Origin of the sequence: Pseudoalteromonas undina (assembly GCF_000238275.3) — a bacterium.
GTDB lineage: Bacteria > Pseudomonadota > Gammaproteobacteria > Enterobacterales > Alteromonadaceae > Pseudoalteromonas > Pseudoalteromonas undina.
Window position 1 is genome coordinate 87030 of sequence record NZ_AHCF03000002.1, and the last position, 17057, is coordinate 104086.

A 17057-nucleotide genomic window follows, 5' to 3' on the forward strand; every position below is an offset into this window, starting at 1 on the left:
TTTTTTCGTTGTAGAGGCGCTGACTAAGGTAAATGCACATCATTATTAGCTCTCAAATAGTTATTCACTATCTATGAAATAATATCTTAAGCCCTTTATTTTAAAGGGGTACATGAAAGTTTTTGAAGAGACATAACCCTAAATTTCTGAAATAATGAGCGCCTGAAAATTGAACCACAACGTAGTTTCAGGCAAATACATAGCTATTATTTTTTGCCGACACATTTGGTTATTAACAATAATCACACCCCTATTCTACTGCTTTGTGATGCACACAATTAAGAGGAAATAAAATGACAGTCAATCGCGAATTATTTGATCACGTAATGGTTCCTAACTACGCACCTTCAAGCGTAATTCCAGTTCGAGGCGAAGGTTCTCGTGTATGGGATCAACAAGGACGAGAGTTTATCGACTTTGCTGGTGGTATTGCCGTTAACTGTCTTGGCCACTGCCATCCTGCATTAGTGGGTGCATTAAAAGAGCAGGGCGAAAAAATTTGGCATTTATCAAATGTAATGACCAATGAGCCAGCGCTTCGCTTAGCTAAAAAAATGGTTGATGCGACTTTTGCAGAAAAAGTTTACTTTGCAAACTCAGGCGCAGAAGCAAACGAAGCGGCACTTAAATTAGCGCGTCGTTTTGCGCTTGATAAATTTGGTGCAGAAAAGTCACAAATTATCGCCTTTAATAAAGGTTTCCATGGTCGTACCTTCTTCACGGTTACTGTAGGCGGTCAAGCGGCTTACTCTGACGGTTTTGGTCCTAAGCCAGGCGACATTGTTCATTGTGACTACAATGACCTTGCCGCATTTGAAGCGTTGATTAGCGATAACACCTGTGCGGTAATGATGGAGCCAATTCAAGGTGAAGGCGGTATTATCTCGCCAACTGACGAATTTGCTCAAGGCGTTCGTGATTTATGTACTAAGCACAATGCATTGCTAATTTTTGATGAAGTGCAATCAGGTGTTGGTCGTACGGGTGAGCTATACGCATACCAAGGCTTAAACGTAGTACCTGACATTTTAACTTCAGCTAAAGCACTTGGTGGCGGTTTTCCAATTGGCGCTATGCTAACAACCACTGAGATTGCACAGCATCTTAAAGTAGGTACTCATGGTTCTACTTACGGCGGTAACCCACTAGCCTGTGCAGTTGCAGAAGCTGCATTTGATACAGTGAACAATCCAGAAGTATTAGCGGGCGTTAAAGCAAAAGCGGCGTTATTTACCGAGCTACTTAATGCGATTAACGAAAAGTACCATGTATTTAGTGAAATTCGTGGCCAAGGTTTATTAATCGGTGCCGTAGTTAATGAGCAGTACAAAGGGCGCGCTAAAGAGTTTTTAGTTGCAGGTACTGAGCATGGCTTAATGTCACTTGTAGCGGGTGCTGATGTGGTTCGTTTCACTCCATCTTTAGTAATACCAGAAGCTGATATTCGCGAAGGTATGGCACGCTTTGAAAAAGCAGTAGCCCACGTTGTAAATGCGTAATCGCTAATTCAACTTCTCTAAGGGCAAACATTGTTTGCCCTGCAGTTCCTATTTACCGTTATATATAAGGGAGTAAGCGGATTCATGATGATCCTTCGCCCAATCCAAAAAAGTGATTATGCAGCTTTAGTAACCATTGCCGACGAGTCGGGACATGGCTTTACTTCTTTACCTAATAATGAAGAGTTATTACAAAAGAAGATTGCACATTCAGTTAACTCATTTACAAAAAACACGTCACAACCTGGTGATGAAGGGTACTTATTTGTTCTTGAAGATACTGAAACTGGTGAAGTAGTTGGTACTTCAGGTATTGAAGCGGCAGTTGGCTTAGATGACGCATTTTATCACTATCATTTGAGTAAAGTGATTCACTCTTCGCGCACGCTAGATGTATATAAAGCGGTAGATATTCTCACCCTTTGTAATGACTACACTGGGGCTACAGAGCTGTGTACGCTGTTTTTAAAAGACGGTTATCGTAAAAATTGTAACGGTAAGCTGCTTTCAAAAGCACGCTTTATGTTTATAAAACAGCACCAGCAACGCTTTGCACAAACCGTTATCGCAGAAATGCGTGGCGTATCTGACGAAAACGGCAGTAGCCCGTTTTGGCAGTGGCTTGAAGAGCACTTTTTCTCAATGGATTTTCCAACCGCAGATTATCTGACGGGAATTGGCCAAAAAGTGTTTATTGCTGAGTTAATGCCTAAATACCCAATTTACGTCAACTTATTGAGTAAAGAAGCGCAAGCGGTTATTGGTCAAGTACACGATAATACGCGCCCAGCTATTCAGTTATTAAAAAGTGAAGGCTTTACTTTTAATGGTTACGTCGACATTTTTGATGCAGGCCCAACCGTTGAAGCAAAAGTAGATAACATTGCTACTGTACGTAATGCACAAAACTTTAGTGTTGAAATTGGCGAAATGACAGGTGATACCATGGTATTGCTAGCCAATGATAAGCTTGAAGACTTTAGAGCAACCGTTGTTCCTATGGCATTTGATTCGCGTTCAAACAGCCTTGTGCTTACGCAAGAACTTGCTGATGCATTACATTTAAAATCGGGCGACTTTGTTACTGCTACCCCAGTTTAATTTAGGAGAAAGTATATGACTCATCCTGCACAATTTATTAATGGTCAATGGTCGCAAGGCCAAGGCACAGAATTTAACTCAGTTAATCCTGCAAATAACGACGTTATTTGGCAGGCATCAGCTGCAAGCGCAGAGCAAGTAGATAGCGCTGTAGCATCAGCACGTGAAGCATTTTACAGCTGGGCTGATAAAAGCTTTAGCGAGCGTTTAGAGATTGTAAAAACCTTTGCTGCAACATTAAAAGAGCACAGCGAAGAGCTAGCGGTTGCTATTGCACAAGAAACAGGTAAACCACTTTGGGAAACACGTACTGAAGCGGGCGCCATGGTAGGTAAAATTGCCATTGCTGAAAAAGCATTTTTAGACCGTACTGGTGATGTTGAAAACGCTATGCCGCAAGGTCGTGCGATGATCCGTCATAAGCCACATGGTGTTGTTGCTGTATTTGGTCCTTACAACTTCCCTGGGCACTTACCAAATGGCCACATTGTACCTGCACTTTTAGCCGGTAATACTGTGGTATTTAAACCATCTGAACTTACACCTATGGTGGCTGAGCTAACCCTTAAACTATGGGAAAAAGCCGGTTTACCTGCTGGGGTAATTAACCTAGTTCAAGGTGAAGTAGAAACAGGTAAAGCATTGGCGTCACACAAAGGCATTGATGGTTTATTCTTTACTGGGTCTTCACGTACGGGTCATATTTTACATGAACAGTTCGCAGGTCAACCAGGTAAAATTTTAGCGCTTGAAATGGGTGGTAATAATCCGCTAATCGTTAAAGATGCAGAAGATACTCTTGCTGTAGTGCACGATATTGTGCAATCTGCGTTTATCTCAAGCGGCCAACGTTGTACCTGTGCGCGTAAATTGTTTTTACCAACAGGCGCTAAAGGCGATGAAATTTTAGCGCGCTTAATTACAGCGACTAAAGCAATTAAAGTTGGTAACTACGACGACGCTGACCAACCGTTTATGGGTTCAATGATCTCAGCGGCCGCTGCTGCTGGTATGGTTAAAGCGCAAGACGAGTTAAAAGCCATGGGTGGTGACGTGTTAGTTGAGCTTGAGCATACAGCTAACACCGGTTTTGTTACACCGGGTATTATTGAGTGCACAAATATTAAAGACTTCCCAGATGAAGAGCACTTTGGTCCACTTTTAAAAGTATTCCGCTTTGACGATTTTGACCAAGCAATTGATAAAGCAAACGACACTAGCTTTGGTTTATCAGCAGGTTTATTAAGTGATAACCAAGCTGATTACGATCATTTCTTACGTCGTATTCGTGCGGGTATTGTTAACTGGAACCGTCCAATTACGGGCGCCTCAAGTGCTGCACCGTTTGGTGGTATTGGTGCCTCAGGCAATCACAGAGCAAGCGCTTATTACGCTGCCGATTACTGTGCATACCCTGTTGCTTCTGTGGAACTTGAAAAAGTAACCATGCCGGCAACATTAAGCCCAGGCTTAAAAATTGATTAAGGCTCATCCTTAATCATTAAAAAAGCAGCTTCGGCTGCTTTTTTTGTACTGCAATCTCACAAAGCTAGCAATTATCAGGGCTTTCTGCTTAAATTAAGCAACCAGTATTTTTGAGGTAAATAAACGATGGTTTTAAACAGGCAAGGGTACGATGACTTAATAATGTACCTAACTCAGAACTTAGCGTTGTTTGAAAAACCAGGCGAAATAAAGCCAGGTGCGCCAACCGTTATTGAGTTAATTGAAGATGTAATTGCCGAAAATGTCATACGCATTTGTCAACAACACCCAGACCTTTCTACAGAGCAGCGCAGTCAAATTGTGCGCGAGGTTGATGGCATTGTTTACGATTTACAAGAAGTGCTGAGTAGTGTGACCTCTCACACTGTTACAGTAGAACAGCATGCTTTTATTGATGAATTTGCTGGGCTAGTTAAAAACTTATTTGATAACGCTATTAATTAATTGTTCCCCCTTTAAAAACCACGCTTTATTCGCTATTTAATTTTAAATGCGCGTGAGAGCCTGCGTGTAATGAATACAAAATTAAACTAATGAGATAAAACAATGCAAGCAAATGTAAAATGGGTTGAAGGTAATACCTATATAGGCCGCTCTAATAGTAATCATAATGTGGTATTTGATGCGGGTAGTGACGGAGCAGCACCAAGCCCAATGGAAATGGTGCTTATGTCTGTCGGTGGCTGTTCATCGGTTGATGTGGTAAGTATTTTAAAAAAAACCAAGCAAGACTTCTCATCCGTTGATGTGCAATTAACTGCTGAACGAGCAGAAACAGCCCCGCGCGTGTTCACTAAAATTAATTTACACTTTGTTGTAACTGGTAAGAATGTGTCTGAAAAACACCTAGAGCGAGCGGTTTCGCTTTCTGCCGAAAAGTATTGCTCAGTTGCATTAATGCTTGATAAAACAGTAGAAATTACCCACAGCCATGAAGTTGTTGAAGATCAGGAAAAATAACGCTTTTTCCGTGAGTGAAATTCGTATAAAATCCGCGAACTTTTCATTCTGCAGGTGCAGATTTCACTAATTTATAGGTTGGTTTATATGAACAAACCCTTCGATAAACTTAAACTTCATGGCTTTAATAATTTAACTAAAAGCCTAAGCTTTAGTATTTACGATATTTGCTATGCAAAAACAGAGCAGCAACGTAAAGAATATATAGAATATATCGATGAGCAGTATAGTGCAGATAGACTAACCGACATTTTAGGTGATGTGGTTGATATTATTGGTGCCAATATTTTAAATGTTGCACGTCAAGATTATGAGCCACAAGGTGCCAGTGTAACTATTTTAGTTTCAGAAGAGCCTGTAGAAGAGCAGCAAAACTATGATGCTGACGAAGCGCCAGGGCCATTACCTGACTCAGTGGTTGCACACCTTGATAAAAGCCACATTTGTGTTCACACATATCCTGAAGCACACCCAGATGATGGTATTTGTACTTTCCGTGCGGATATTGAAGTATCAACCTGTGGCATTATTTCGCCGCTTAAAGCGTTAAACTTCTTAATCCATAGTCTTGAGTCTGATGTGGTAACGATTGATTACCGCGTACGTGGTTTTACCCGTGATGTAAACGGCGTTAAGCATTACATTGACCATGCAATTAATTCGATTCAAAACTTCATGACAGAAGATACCAAAGAAGCGTACCAAATGATGGACGTGAACGTGTATCAAGAAAACTTGTTCCATACCAAAATGATGTTAAAAGAAACCGATTTAAACACCTATTTATTTGGTTTATCTACTGATGACTTGTCAGATGACGAAGAAGAAGAGATTCGCTCAAAACTAACACGTGAAATGCAAGAAATATTCTATGGCCGTAACCTGCCAGATACAGAATAATACCAATTGCATTAAATAAAAATGGCGCTCATTGAGCGCCATTTTTGTATGTCTGAGAAAGCTCAAGTAAATGAGCTGGGCTTTTGTAATAAATACTTACTTAGCTAAGCATGCTGTACAGTAACGCACACACTGCTAATGAACCGACAGCCAGTACAAATAAGGTACTTAAACGATTACGGTACTTTTGTAAGCTAGGCACTTTGTAAACTGCAATCATTGGCATAATGAATAAAATCATCGCAATGATTGGGCCTGATAACTGATCCATCATATCTAGTATGCTTGGGTTTTTAACCGCGCAGAACCAAATAGCGAAAAACATCAGTACCGCACCCACTTTGTCAGCCACTTTAGGGCTCATGCTTGAGTGTTTAGTCACTAACCCAGTAAAGCTTTCGCGTGCCCCTAAAAAGTGACCTAAAAACGACGACATAATCGCAATAAAAGCAACCAAAGGTCCCAGCGTTGCAATGAATGAGTTTTCTGTAATATTAGCCAAGTAAGATAAAACAGAGACGTTTGCCGCTTTTGCTTCAGCCATTTGGTCGCCGGTAAGCGATAACACGCATGAGAACACAAATAACAAAACAAAGGTGATCAGTAATAAGCTAGTACGCTTTAAAATCGCTTCTGACTTAGAGGTTGCTAGGTCACCGTAATGGCTACGTTGTTTATTAACAAAGCTTGAAATAGCCGCTGCATGGCTAAACGAAAACACAATAATAGGAATCGATAACCAAAGTGTTTTGCTAAAGCTACCTAGCCCAGGCAAAGTCGTATCGGGCATTTGCCAGCTTGGGATTAAATACAGAGATAAAAAGAATAAAATACCTACTAGCGGGTACACTAAAATAGCAAAAGCGCGCAGCATTAAGCGTTCACCGCCCATCATTAAGCCAATCATAACAGCAACAAGTACACCTGAAAGCACAACGCGTGACGGCGACTCCATTCCTAATTGATTGACCATAAAGCTATCTACGGTATTGGTTAAACCCACACCGTAAATAAGCAAAATAGGAAAAATTGATAAAAAGTATAATAAGGAGATCAGTCGACCCGCGTTTACGCCAAAGTGTTCTTCTACTACATCGGTAAAATCAGCCTCTTTATTTTTTGATGATAATACAAAACGCGCCAAACCACGGTGCGCTAAAAAGGTCATTGGAAAGGCTAAACACGCCATAATAATCAGTGGCCAAAAACCACCAATACCAATATTAATCGGTAAAAATAAAATACCAGCACCTACTGCGGTGCCAAAAAGACTAAGTGTCCACTGCGTATCATGCAGGTTCCATTTTGATTTAGACGTGTGTGCGTCTTGTGCTGGTGCATTTGAAAGCGTTGCACCTTGAGATGTTGTCATGTGTGTATATCCATTATTTATCATAATAATTGCGCCGAAGAATATAGTTTTTAACCACACATTTCATGTGTTTTTATGTCTTGGATATAAATTTGTTGTAGCGTATTAGTTACTGACTGTCACGAATATGAAACAGTGTTTAAAAGCTGCGCAATTAGTGCAGGAATATGCTGCGAAATGCGTGAATAATCAGCAAAGATGCTATTGAAGGAGGGACATACAATCTGAAAAGTTATTTTCAAGCGAATGTGTACTTGGTATGCATTAACCAGCGAATGGTTGGTAAGGGTATTATGAGAATTGAAAATACTTGGCCACTTTCTTGCCCAGTTAGTTGATAACTAACAACTCAAAGCGAGTTTTACCCTGTAATATTGAAGCCATTAATCGGAACTTCATAAGAGATTTTTTCTAAACTCCGTTATACTTTCTACAATTTAATCAGCCAACTGAAGTAAATAGGCCGCTAACAGCAATGAGCAAAGACATTCTTTTCCATACTATTTTTGTGCATGAAACCAGTAAAACATGGGTAGTATTTGTTCATGGCGCAGGAGGGAGTTCGGCAATCTGGTTTCGTCAGCTTAAAGCTTATAAAAAAGAATATAATGTGTTGTTGCTTGATCTTCGTGGTCACGGTAAATCAAATGATCTATTACAAAACTTTGTTGATAATAATTACTCATTTAATAATGTCTCTAAAGACATTATCGATGTGTTAGATCATAACAATATAACCAGCGCACATTTTGTTGGTATTTCATTGGGCACAATTCTTATTCGAAATATTGCAGAAATTGCTCCGCAATATGTTTCTAGTATGGTGCTAGGTGGGGCGGTTACTCGTTTTAATACCCGTAGTAATACCTTGGTTTATTTAGGCAATACCTTTAAACACTTGTTGCCTTACATGTGGTTGTATCGTTTATTTGCTTTTATTATGATGCCGAAAAAGCGTCATAAAGAGTCTCGACTTTTGTTTATTCGTGAAGCAAAACACTTGTGCCAAAAAGAGTTTATAAAATGGTTTAAATTAGCCATGGACGTAAACCCTTTAATGCAGTATTTCAAAGAAAAAGACATCGATATACCCATTCTTTACATTATGGGTAAAGAAGATCATATGTTCCTTGGCCCGGTTAAAGAAATGGTTAAGCGCCATAAAAATAGCGTATTGCAAACCATTCACCATTGCGGCCATGTTTGTAACGTAGAACGCCCAGACTTATTCAATCAACACTCGCTTGCTTTTATAGCACAGCAAAATCGTTAGGGGTTACCGCTTTTAAAAAGTGTTTAATTAATGGTAGGTAATTAGAAAAACTTATAACCGATATTACTAGCAAACTGGAGCAGGTCATTCTTTTGGACTCTTATCGAAAACTAAAAACAAGGCCTTACTCCATGTCATACTTTTTTACACATAGTAGAATACCTCGCTTAAATATAATTGGTAATCATTTACACAGTTTGCTACTAATAGATGTTCACAAAATAAGAACGCGCTCATGTGAACTATAAGGGTGTAATTTGAGCAAGTTACTAGAATGCAGGGAAGTGTGTGAGAATATGTTTAGTTTTAATATCATTACTTCTTAATGGGTGCTCTCCAATTTGGGAGGAGCAACCTTACAAAGTGTATTACATTGATGATACCAAAAGGTTAGGTTACAGCCTTGGTCAGGGCGCATATATTGGGCGACTCGATGAACTAATAAATATTAAATCTAACGAAAAATATATTTCGGCTTATGCTTGTCCGAATAAGGTTTGTGCTTTTTACTATATTGATAAAGTCAAAGATAACAAGTTTGCTGAACACAACGAATTTGTTTATGGACCATACACAAAAGCTCAATTTTCAGCGATAACTAAAAAATTAGGGTTACCGACTATAAATTCCATCGCTAACAACGCAATTTAATAAAGGCTAAAAACTTTACTTAGATTTTCACAGGCTACGACACGTCCAAATCTTTTAACTAAAACGCCTATTAAAGTTTATAAATAAAGAACTTAAAGAACAAATAAAGGCGGTCAGTATGGATAAAAAGAAAGCCATTGTTATATTATTCGGTATTTTATGGTTTGTGTTAGGAGCTACTTTTTTCGTAGGTTTTGAGTCAGTAGAAAAGTTGTTGTTTTGCGTGTTTGTATTTTTCTTTTGTTATAGATATATCTATGCATTTATATTAAAAAGAAGTATTTATGCACCATATACCGGTGAGGAAATTTCTCCTACTGAAGGTAATTTAATAAAGCGGCTCTTTATGCTGATTATAGGCATCGGTGCGTGTACCTATTTTACTTTCTTTATCTCTTAAAAAGCATACTTGACCAAAAGCCTGAACAAACCCTAATAGAAAAGGTTATATTATCACTTGGTATGTTCATAACCTTGCTGTGTTTTAGTGCACTTTATCATTTGTGGACAAGTTCTTGTTTAGTGCGAAATAGCGAGGATGGTTAACGGGTACTTGTTGGGTTTCGTTCCACTCAACCCAACCTACGGTGTTTAGGTTTATATCGAGCTGCTCGTGGCTAACAGCTCGAAGCTCTTATTCTTCCACCGCACTCACCACAAAATATGGATTCAAGTACTCATCTTTGGTGTTATAAATAAGCGGGCTGCCGTCGAGTTTAGTGACTTTTGCACCGGCGATTTCAGCAATCGCATGGCCTGCTCCGGTATCCCATTCACAGGTTGGGCCTAAGCGGGGGTATATATCAGCACTCCCTTCGGCGACTAAACACAGTTTCAATGAGCTGCCTTTTGACACCATTTCAATCTCATCAAAGCGTTTTACAAATTCAGCTAAATCAGGGGAGGGGTGCGAGCGACTGCCTACAACACGAATAAGCCCTTTGTTAGGCTTAGTGGTGACTTTAAGCTCGATGCGCTCATCTCCTTTGTCTTTAAAAGCACCAATGGCTTCGGCGGCTATGTACGATACACCTAGCGCAGGGGCATCAACCACAGCTAAAACTGGTTTGCCGTTTTCGATTAGGGCAATATTAACGGTAAATTCACCGTTCTTTTTAATAAATTCTTTGGTGCCATCAATTGGGTCAACCAGCCAATAGCTGTTCCATGTTTGGCGTACGTCCCAACCAATGTCGGCACTTTCTTCACTCAATACAGGAATATCGGGAGTAAGCTTTTTGAGCCCTGCACTAATGATTTTATGAGCTGCTAAGTCGGCGTCGGTTACGGGGCTTTCATCAGCTTTGTATTCAACGTTGAAGTCTTTGTTGTAAATACCCATAATCGCGCTTCCCGCTTCGCGAGCGAGAATAAGGGTTTCTTCTAGCAGTTCAGTTTGGTTCATTAGATGGGCCTATAGTATATGCTGATGTTTTAGATACGTTATCAGTTGAGCTACCGATTGGTCTAGGGTGTTTTTACTGGTATCTAAAATTATTTCAGGATTAACCGGCGGCTGGTAAGTTGAATCAATCCCGGTAAAGTGTTTAATTTCACCAGCGCGCGCCTTTTTATATAAGCCTTTTGGGTCGCGACTTTCACACACCTCAAGAGGGGTGTCGATGAATACCTCGATAAATTCACCCTCATCAACTAACTCACGAACCATGTCGCGCTCAGCTTTAAAAGGAGATATAAACGCAGTAAGGACTAACAAACCAGCGTCAACCATTAGCTTGGCGGTTTCGCCTACGCGGCGGATATTTTCAACGCGATCGGCATCACTAAAGCCTAAATCTTTACATAAACCATGGCGTACATTGTCGCCATCAAGTAGGTACGTGTGCGCACCTTGCTGATTGAGTGCTGCTTCTAGTGCATTCGCAACGGTACTTTTACCTGAGCCAGAAAAACCAGTAAACCATAAAATAGCCGGCTTATGCTTTTTTTGTTCGCTGCGCTGTACTTTAGTGGTGGCGTAATTATGCCAAACAATATTGTTATCCATTTGCTGTGTCTCTTTATGCTATATACGCGGGCATTAAAACGGAAATACCAGCGGGATCAAAGTCAGTACGGTGATTGAATAAATAATAGAAAGCGGTAGTCCCATCATTACATAGTCTTTTAGTCGGTAGTTACCCGCGCTATAAACCATTAGATTAGTTTGATAACCAAAAGGTGAAATAAAGCTGGCTGAAGCGCCAAATGCAACTGCCATAATAAACGGCAAAGGTTCTACGTTAAAGCCAATGGCTAGTGAGTAGGCAACCGGAAACGATAGCGCTGCAGCAGCATTATTAGTGATTAATTCGGTAAATAATACGGTCATTAAAAAGATAGCGATAAACGCGCCATAAGGGCCAAAGTCGCCTAGCACTAAAAACATGGCGTCTGATATTTGCCCAGCAAGGCCGGTGCCTATCATCAGCTTAGCTAAACCTATGGCACTGCCCACGACAGCAAGTAACTCAATAGGAAAGCGGCGTTTTATCTCGCTTAGTTTGATAGTACCACACAGCATTAGGCCAATAAGTAACACTAATAAGCCTTTAACCAGCGGTACTGCACCTAAAATACTTAATCCCAGCACACCCGCAAAGCTTAACAATACAATATTTGATTGTTTTGCGCTGAGGTGGGTTTGTAAATCAAGCCCTGAAATATACACAAACTCGCGTTTTAAGTTAGTTAAGTCATAAAAGCTTTTACCAGGGGCGAGAATGAGTGAATCACCCGCTTGTAATCGCACTTGTCCAAGCCCGCCTTGTAAGCGGTCATGCCCACGGCGAATAGCAATAACGGCGGCATGAAACTGCTCTCTAAAACGGGCTTCTTTTACCGTTTTGCCAATTAACTTAGACGACTGACTAACGACAACTTCAACGAGGTGTTCAATGTCTTTTTCGTGTTTGTCGTGCACCACTTTTAAGCCATCAAAGCGAGTAAGCAAAGGTACCGATTTTATGTCGCCTACAAACAACAGAACGTCGTCTTGTTGAATAATATGTTGCGGGGTCACGGCGCAAATGCGGTTGCCGTCACGAATAATTTCAGCCAAAAACAAGTCTTTTAAATCGCGTAAACCGTTTTCTTCCACGGTGCGGTTTATTAGTTTAGAACCACTTTGTACTTTCCCTTCTAAATAAAAAGGCACCACCTCTTGGCTATTTTTACCATTGTCGGGCAGGCACTTTAGCATTACTAAAATAGTGATTAAGCCCACACTAAGTGCGCCTAAACCCACCAAGGTAAAATCAAAAAAGCCCAGTGGCGCCATGCCCGCATCTACTGCAAAGCCATTTACGATTAAGTTAGTAGAGGTGCCAATAAGCGTAATAGTACCCCCTAAAATCGCGGTGTACGACAGGGGTAACAATAGCTTTGAGGGAGAGTGGTTTGGGTTATCCTTTATGGCGGTAATTAATGAGGCAACTACCGCGGTATTATTAGTAAACGACGATAAAAAGGCGGTAGACAGCCCTAATTTAGTTACTGACTTAACTAAACTACCATTGGATAACGATTTGGCTAAACGCTGAATAAGCGTGGTTTTTTCTATCGCTATCGACACTAAAATTAATAACACTAAAGTAATTAATGATGAGTTAGTGTAATTTACCAGCATGCTTTCTAAATCTATTAACCCAGTTAGATAGCTTGTGCCTATGGCACTTACAAATAACCATGCAGGATTAATACGGGTGCCAAAAAGGCACCCGACTAAAAGCAACATAATGCCTGTTAAAATGAGCTGTTCTACCATGCTTTAAATGTTCCTAACAGGCGTTCATTAACGTTATAGCTTTGAAATATCAAGCGCTTGCCAATGCGGGAAGTGCTTGCGTACGAGGGCGTTAAATTCAACTTCAAAGTCGCTGTATTGTCCTGCGTTTTCTTCACTTTGCAGTACCTGTTCTATCATTCCTGCTGCAACCGTTAAGTTTGATAAGCGATCAATAAGAATAAACGAGCCGGTTTCATGATTATGATGGTACTGGTCGGCTAAAATAGTCTCGGTCAGCTCCAGTGTCACAATCGCAATTTCGTTTAACTGCAATGAATCTGCACTGCCATGCTCTAGCGTGTTTACATCAATAGTGTGATCAATTTTTGTGACCGTGGCCGAGGTGTTTTTGCTGCCAAGTTTAAGGTTGTAGCTTTTACCAAGCACCAATGGCGACTCGTGCATCCACACAATTTTAGCCTGTAATTGGTTGGTTACTTGAGCTTGCGAATTTGCAGGCACAATAACGTCTCCTCGGCTAATATCTATTTCAGTATTAAGAGTAACCGTAATTGCTTGGCCAGCTTGTGCAGTATCTAGGTTGCCATCAAAAGTAACAATTTCTTTAATATGTGATGTTTTACCTGATGGCAGTACCTTTACTTCATCACCTACACGTAATTTACCCGATGTAAGCGTGCCTTGAAAACCGCGGAAGTTTAGATTAGGGCGTACCACGTATTGCACCGGAAGACGCGCTTCAAAACCGGTGTCGATTTCAGCGGCTGGTGAATCTTCTAACAGCTCAAGCAACGGCTTGTCAGTGTAATAAGGAGTGTGCGCAGAGCGAGTTACTACGTTATCGCCTTTAAGCGCCGACATAGGCACAAACTTAATATTTGATACGTTAAGTTGCTCGGCAAATTTTAAATAATCGGCTTTAATTTTTTCATAAACGGTTTCATCAAAATCAACAATATCCATTTTGTTAACCGCAACCACGAACTGCTTAATGCCTAATGAGTCACAAATAAAGCTATGACGCTTAGTTTGTACCTGCACGCCATAGCGCGCATCCACTAAAATAATGGCAACATCACTAGTTGAAGCGCCAGTAACCATGTTTCGGGTATACTGCTCATGCCCTGGGGTGTCGGCTATAATAAACTTACGTTTAGCGGTTGAAAAGTAGCGGTACGCTACGTCAATTGTTATACCTTGCTCACGCTCAGCTTGTAGGCCATCTACTAACAGTGCTAAATCAAGATCTTCACCGGCGTTACCCACTTTTTCGTTATCTTTATGAAGCGCGGCTAGCTGATCTTCATAAATTTGGTGACTATCGTGCAGTAGGCGGCCAATTAAGGTTGATTTACCGTCATCCACACTGCCACAAGTCAGCATACGCAATAAGCTTTTATCTTGTTGACGTGCTAGGTAAGCGTCTATACCAATTTCTTTTACTTCATTAAATGTATCGTTATTTAGGTTAGACATTAGAAGTACCCCTCACGTTTTTTCTTCTCCATAGAGCCTGCTGAATCATGATCAATCACTCGACCTTCACGTTCAGATGACGATGAAAGCAGCATTTCTTCAATAATTTCGGTTAGATTGCTGGCGGTAGATTCCACTGCACCTGTTAGTGGGTAACAGCCTAATGTTCTAAAGCGAACCGACTTCATTTGCGGTACTTCACCTTCATTAAGTGGCATGCGATCGTCATCAACCATAATTAAAGTACCATCGCGCTCTACTACAGGGCGCTCTTTAGCAAGGTAAAGTGGCACCATTTCGATGTTTTCTTGATATATGTATTGCCAAATATCTAGTTCAGTCCAGTTAGACAGTGGGAATACACGAATGCTTTCTCCTGGGTTCACTTGGCTGTTATAGGTATTCCAAAGCTCAGGACGTTGGTTTTTAGGATCCCAGCGATGGTGTTTATCACGAAATGAGTAAACACGCTCTTTAGCCCGTGATTTCTCTTCATCACGACGTGCGCCACCAAATGCGGCATCAAAACCGTACTTGTTGAGCGCTTGCTTTAATCCTTGGGTTTTCATGATATCGGTATGTTTACCCGAACCATGCGTGAATGGGCCTACACCCATTTCGATGCCTTCAGGGTTTTTGTGTACGATTAAATCAAAGCCATACTCTTTGGCTAAACGGTCGCGAAACTCAATCATTTCACGAAACTTCCAGTTGGTGTCTACGTGTAATAACGGAAACGGAATCTTCGCAGGGTAAAATGCTTTACGAGCTAGATGCAAAAGCACCGATGAGTCTTTACCGATTGAGTAAAGCATAACTGGGTTCTCAAACTCAGCGGCGACTTCGCGCATGATTTTGATACTTTCAGCTTCAAGTTGCTGAAGGTGAGTTAAAGCCATTGTTGGTCGTCCTACTAAAATGATTAAATTAAAATCTGTTAAATTACGCTACGTCTGTCAGTGGTTGAGCAAAGCTACTGATCTGCGCTTTTTCACCAAACCAGTGTAATTGGTCATGTAGTGAGGCCACTTCACCGATAATGAGTAACGCGGGCGAAATTATTTGATGCTGCTCAATGAGCTGCGCTAATTGGTCTAACTGTCCGGTAACTACGCGTTGATTTTTACGGGTGCCGTTTTCAATAATTGCCACTGGTGTTGTTGCTTCTCGCCCATGTTTTAATAGCTCGGCTTGAATATGCGGCGATTTAATCACCCCCATATAAATAGCCAGTGTTTGGTTTTTTTGTGCAAGCGACTGCCAATTAAGCTCTTGGCCTTCCTTTTTACAGTGACCAGTAACAAATTGAATAGCTTGAGCATGATCGCGATGCGTTAAAGGAATACCTGCATAGGCACTACAGCCTGCGGCCGCCGTTATACCTGGCACTATTTGGTAATTTACGTTATTGGCTGCCAGTACTTGTACTTCTTCGCCACCACGACCATAAATAAATGGGTCGCCGCCTTTAATACGACATACTTTTTTACCTTGTTGCGCTAAATCAACTAGCATCTGATTAGTATCTTCTTGGGCTACGCTATGGTCGCCTAAGCGCTTACCCACACAAATTAAATCGGCATCGCGGCGTACTAATTCCATAATTTCGTCGGAAACTAAATAATCATATACCACCACGTCGGCTTGTTGCATTAGCTGCAATGCTTTTAGGGTGAGTAACTCTGGATCCCCAGGGCCTGCACCCACTACGTATACTTCACCTTCTGGCTCTACTTTGGCATCTAGCATTTTCTCTAGTTGTTGTTCAGCGCCATGGGTATTACCGGTTTGGACTTTACTCACTACCGATGAATCAAACACGCCTTCCCAAAACTGGCGACGATCGGCAAAGTGTTTAAAGCGCTGTTTTACTTTATGGCGAAAGCCACCAACTAAGTTGGCGAGTGGACCAATGTGTTGCGGGATAAGTGTTTCGAGCTTTTCACGTAAACGTCTTGCTAATACGGGTGCGGTACCTGCACTTGAAATCGCAATGGTAATTGGGTTGCGATCAACAATAGAGGGAAAAATAAACGTACATTTAGGTTGATCATCCACCACGTTCACAAACACATTACGTGCATTGGCGAGTTCAAAAACCGTATTATTAACTTCATCATTGTCGGTGGCGGCAATGATCAAAATTTTGCCATCAAGATGTGACTCTTCAAAATAGGCATCTATTAAAGTAACTTCATTGTTGTGCGCATGTTCTTTTAATTCATCACAAAACCACGGGGCAACTAAGGTTACTGCAGCACGCGCTTTTAAGAACGCGCGGCATTTTCGCAAGGCAACTTCTCCACCGCCAACCACCAATACTGGCTTGTTGTCGAGTTTGGTAAAGATAGGTAAATATTGCACTGAGTAACGCCCCTAAAAAGATAATAAAGTGTTTAATACACAGGCAGAATATAGCGGCTATTGATAAGTAAAAAATAATTAAATCTTAGTTGATATACTCAAAAGTTATATAAACTATGTTTTTTAGGTCTAAATCTTATTTAGTAAGGGTTAGAGTGCTATTTAGTATAAAAAACGCGCTTATAGTGTTTGGTTATGAGCTATAGC

At 40.8% G+C, this 17057-nt stretch carries 16 protein-coding genes; 9 read left to right on the forward strand and 7 right to left on the reverse strand.

All coding sequences use genetic code 11. The annotated features are described in order from the left end of the window. Positions 1-293: 293 nt before the first annotated feature. From PUND_RS01055 to speD, 6 genes are all read left to right on the forward strand, one after another. Positions 294-1499: an aspartate aminotransferase family protein gene (locus tag PUND_RS01055; RefSeq protein ID WP_008108435.1), complete on the forward strand. Its 1206-nt coding sequence runs from the start codon at positions 294-296 to the stop codon at positions 1497-1499. A gap of 84 nt (positions 1500-1583) precedes the next feature. Then, a complete protein-coding gene (astA, locus tag PUND_RS01060) occupies positions 1584-2600 on the forward strand; it encodes an arginine N-succinyltransferase (RefSeq protein WP_010392079.1) in 1017 nt (338 codons plus the stop codon). A 15-nt stretch (positions 2601-2615) separates the two neighbouring features. Next, on the forward strand, positions 2616-4085 hold the full coding sequence (astD, locus tag PUND_RS01065) for a succinylglutamate-semialdehyde dehydrogenase (protein WP_010392081.1): 1470 nt from the start codon (positions 2616-2618) through the stop codon (positions 4083-4085). Between the two features lie 126 nt (positions 4086-4211). Further along, a complete protein-coding gene (locus PUND_RS01070; protein ID WP_010392083.1) occupies positions 4212-4550 on the forward strand; it encodes a DUF3802 family protein in 339 nt (112 codons plus the stop codon). A 102-nt stretch (positions 4551-4652) separates the two neighbouring features. Continuing rightward, positions 4653-5066 carry an OsmC family protein gene (locus PUND_RS01075; RefSeq protein ID WP_010392086.1) on the forward strand — a complete coding sequence of 138 codons (414 nt, stop codon included), beginning with the start codon at positions 4653-4655 and terminating at the stop codon, positions 5064-5066. An 87-nt stretch (positions 5067-5153) separates the two neighbouring features. Further along, positions 5154-5966, forward strand: a complete 813-nt coding sequence (gene speD, locus PUND_RS01080) for an adenosylmethionine decarboxylase (protein ID WP_010392088.1) — start codon at positions 5154-5156, stop codon at positions 5964-5966. 100 nt (positions 5967-6066) lie between these two features. Here the strand turns inward: speD and PUND_RS01085 are convergent, their stop codons facing one another. Continuing rightward, positions 6067-7338, reverse strand: a complete 1272-nt coding sequence (locus tag PUND_RS01085; protein WP_010392091.1) for an aromatic amino acid transport family protein — start codon at positions 7336-7338, stop codon at positions 6067-6069. Positions 7339-7813: 475 nt separating this feature from the next. Here PUND_RS01085 and PUND_RS01090 point away from each other — a divergent pair, with 475 nt between their 5' ends. The 3 genes from PUND_RS01090 (at position 7814) to PUND_RS01100 (ending at position 9662) form a co-directional block, all read left to right on the forward strand. Beyond that, complete coding sequence (locus tag PUND_RS01090; RefSeq protein ID WP_010392093.1) at positions 7814-8611, forward strand: alpha/beta fold hydrolase; 798 nt, start codon at positions 7814-7816, stop codon at positions 8609-8611. A gap of 363 nt (positions 8612-8974) precedes the next feature. Further along, a complete protein-coding gene (locus PUND_RS01095; RefSeq protein ID WP_084601840.1) occupies positions 8975-9262 on the forward strand; it encodes a hypothetical protein in 288 nt (95 codons plus the stop codon). Positions 9263-9380: 118 nt separating this feature from the next. Next, on the forward strand, positions 9381-9662 hold the full coding sequence (locus PUND_RS01100) for a hypothetical protein (RefSeq protein WP_010392097.1): 282 nt from the start codon (positions 9381-9383) through the stop codon (positions 9660-9662). A 234-nt stretch (positions 9663-9896) separates the two neighbouring features. Here the strand turns inward: PUND_RS01100 and cysQ are convergent, their stop codons facing one another. Genes cysQ through cysG form a run of 6 tightly spaced genes read right to left on the reverse strand, consistent with a single transcriptional unit; the run spans position 9897 to position 16850 of the window. Then, on the reverse strand, positions 9897-10667 hold the full coding sequence (gene cysQ / locus PUND_RS01105) for a 3'(2'),5'-bisphosphate nucleotidase CysQ (RefSeq protein WP_010392098.1): 771 nt from the start codon (positions 10665-10667) through the stop codon (positions 9897-9899). Between the two features lie 9 nt (positions 10668-10676). After that, a complete protein-coding gene (gene cysC, locus PUND_RS01110; protein WP_008108444.1) occupies positions 10677-11270 on the reverse strand; it encodes an adenylyl-sulfate kinase in 594 nt (197 codons plus the stop codon). A 33-nt stretch (positions 11271-11303) separates the two neighbouring features. Beyond that, complete coding sequence (locus tag PUND_RS01115; protein ID WP_010392102.1) at positions 11304-13028, reverse strand: SLC13 family permease; 1725 nt, start codon at positions 13026-13028, stop codon at positions 11304-11306. A gap of 33 nt (positions 13029-13061) precedes the next feature. After that, entirely contained in the window at positions 13062-14486 is a 1425-nt protein-coding gene (cysN, locus tag PUND_RS01120; RefSeq protein WP_010392104.1) for a sulfate adenylyltransferase subunit CysN, read from the reverse strand. Next, positions 14486-15385: a sulfate adenylyltransferase subunit CysD gene (gene cysD / locus PUND_RS01125; RefSeq protein ID WP_008108450.1), complete on the reverse strand. Its 900-nt coding sequence runs from the start codon at positions 15383-15385 to the stop codon at positions 14486-14488. Before cysD ends, cysN begins: the two co-directional genes overlap by 1 nt. 43 nt (positions 15386-15428) lie before the next feature. Then, positions 15429-16850 (reverse strand): siroheme synthase CysG, encoded by a 1422-nt coding sequence (gene cysG / locus PUND_RS01130; protein WP_010392107.1) that lies wholly within the window; start codon positions 16848-16850, stop codon positions 15429-15431. Positions 16851-17057 lie beyond the last annotated feature (207 nt).

Bases quoted from the DNA above. Each gene is read 5' to 3' on its own strand.
- PUND_RS01115 (WP_010392102.1), bottom strand. From the start codon at position 13,028: ATGGTAGAACAGCTCATTTTAACAGGCATTATGTTGCTTTTAGTCGGG.
- PUND_RS01075 (WP_010392086.1), top strand. From the start codon at position 4,653: ATGCAAGCAAATGTAAAATGGGTTGAAGGTAATACCTATATAGGCCGC.
- cysC (WP_008108444.1), bottom strand. From the start codon at position 11,270: ATGGATAACAATATTGTTTGGCATAATTACGCCACCACTAAAGTACAG.
- cysQ (WP_010392098.1), bottom strand. From the start codon at position 10,667: ATGAACCAAACTGAACTGCTAGAAGAAACCCTTATTCTCGCTCGCGAA.
- PUND_RS01070 (WP_010392083.1), top strand. From the start codon at position 4,212: ATGGTTTTAAACAGGCAAGGGTACGATGACTTAATAATGTACCTAACT.
- PUND_RS01085 (WP_010392091.1), bottom strand. From the start codon at position 7,338: ATGACAACATCTCAAGGTGCAACGCTTTCAAATGCACCAGCACAAGAC.
- cysN (WP_010392104.1), bottom strand. From the start codon at position 14,486: ATGTCTAACCTAAATAACGATACATTTAATGAAGTAAAAGAAATTGGT.
- PUND_RS01055 (WP_008108435.1), top strand. From the start codon at position 294: ATGACAGTCAATCGCGAATTATTTGATCACGTAATGGTTCCTAACTAC.
- PUND_RS01100 (WP_010392097.1), top strand. From the start codon at position 9,381: ATGGATAAAAAGAAAGCCATTGTTATATTATTCGGTATTTTATGGTTT.
- astA (WP_010392079.1), top strand. From the start codon at position 1,584: ATGATGATCCTTCGCCCAATCCAAAAAAGTGATTATGCAGCTTTAGTA.
- astD (WP_010392081.1), top strand. From the start codon at position 2,616: ATGACTCATCCTGCACAATTTATTAATGGTCAATGGTCGCAAGGCCAA.
- cysD (WP_008108450.1), bottom strand. From the start codon at position 15,385: ATGGCTTTAACTCACCTTCAGCAACTTGAAGCTGAAAGTATCAAAATC.
- speD (WP_010392088.1), top strand. From the start codon at position 5,154: ATGAACAAACCCTTCGATAAACTTAAACTTCATGGCTTTAATAATTTA.
- PUND_RS01090 (WP_010392093.1), top strand. From the start codon at position 7,814: ATGAGCAAAGACATTCTTTTCCATACTATTTTTGTGCATGAAACCAGT.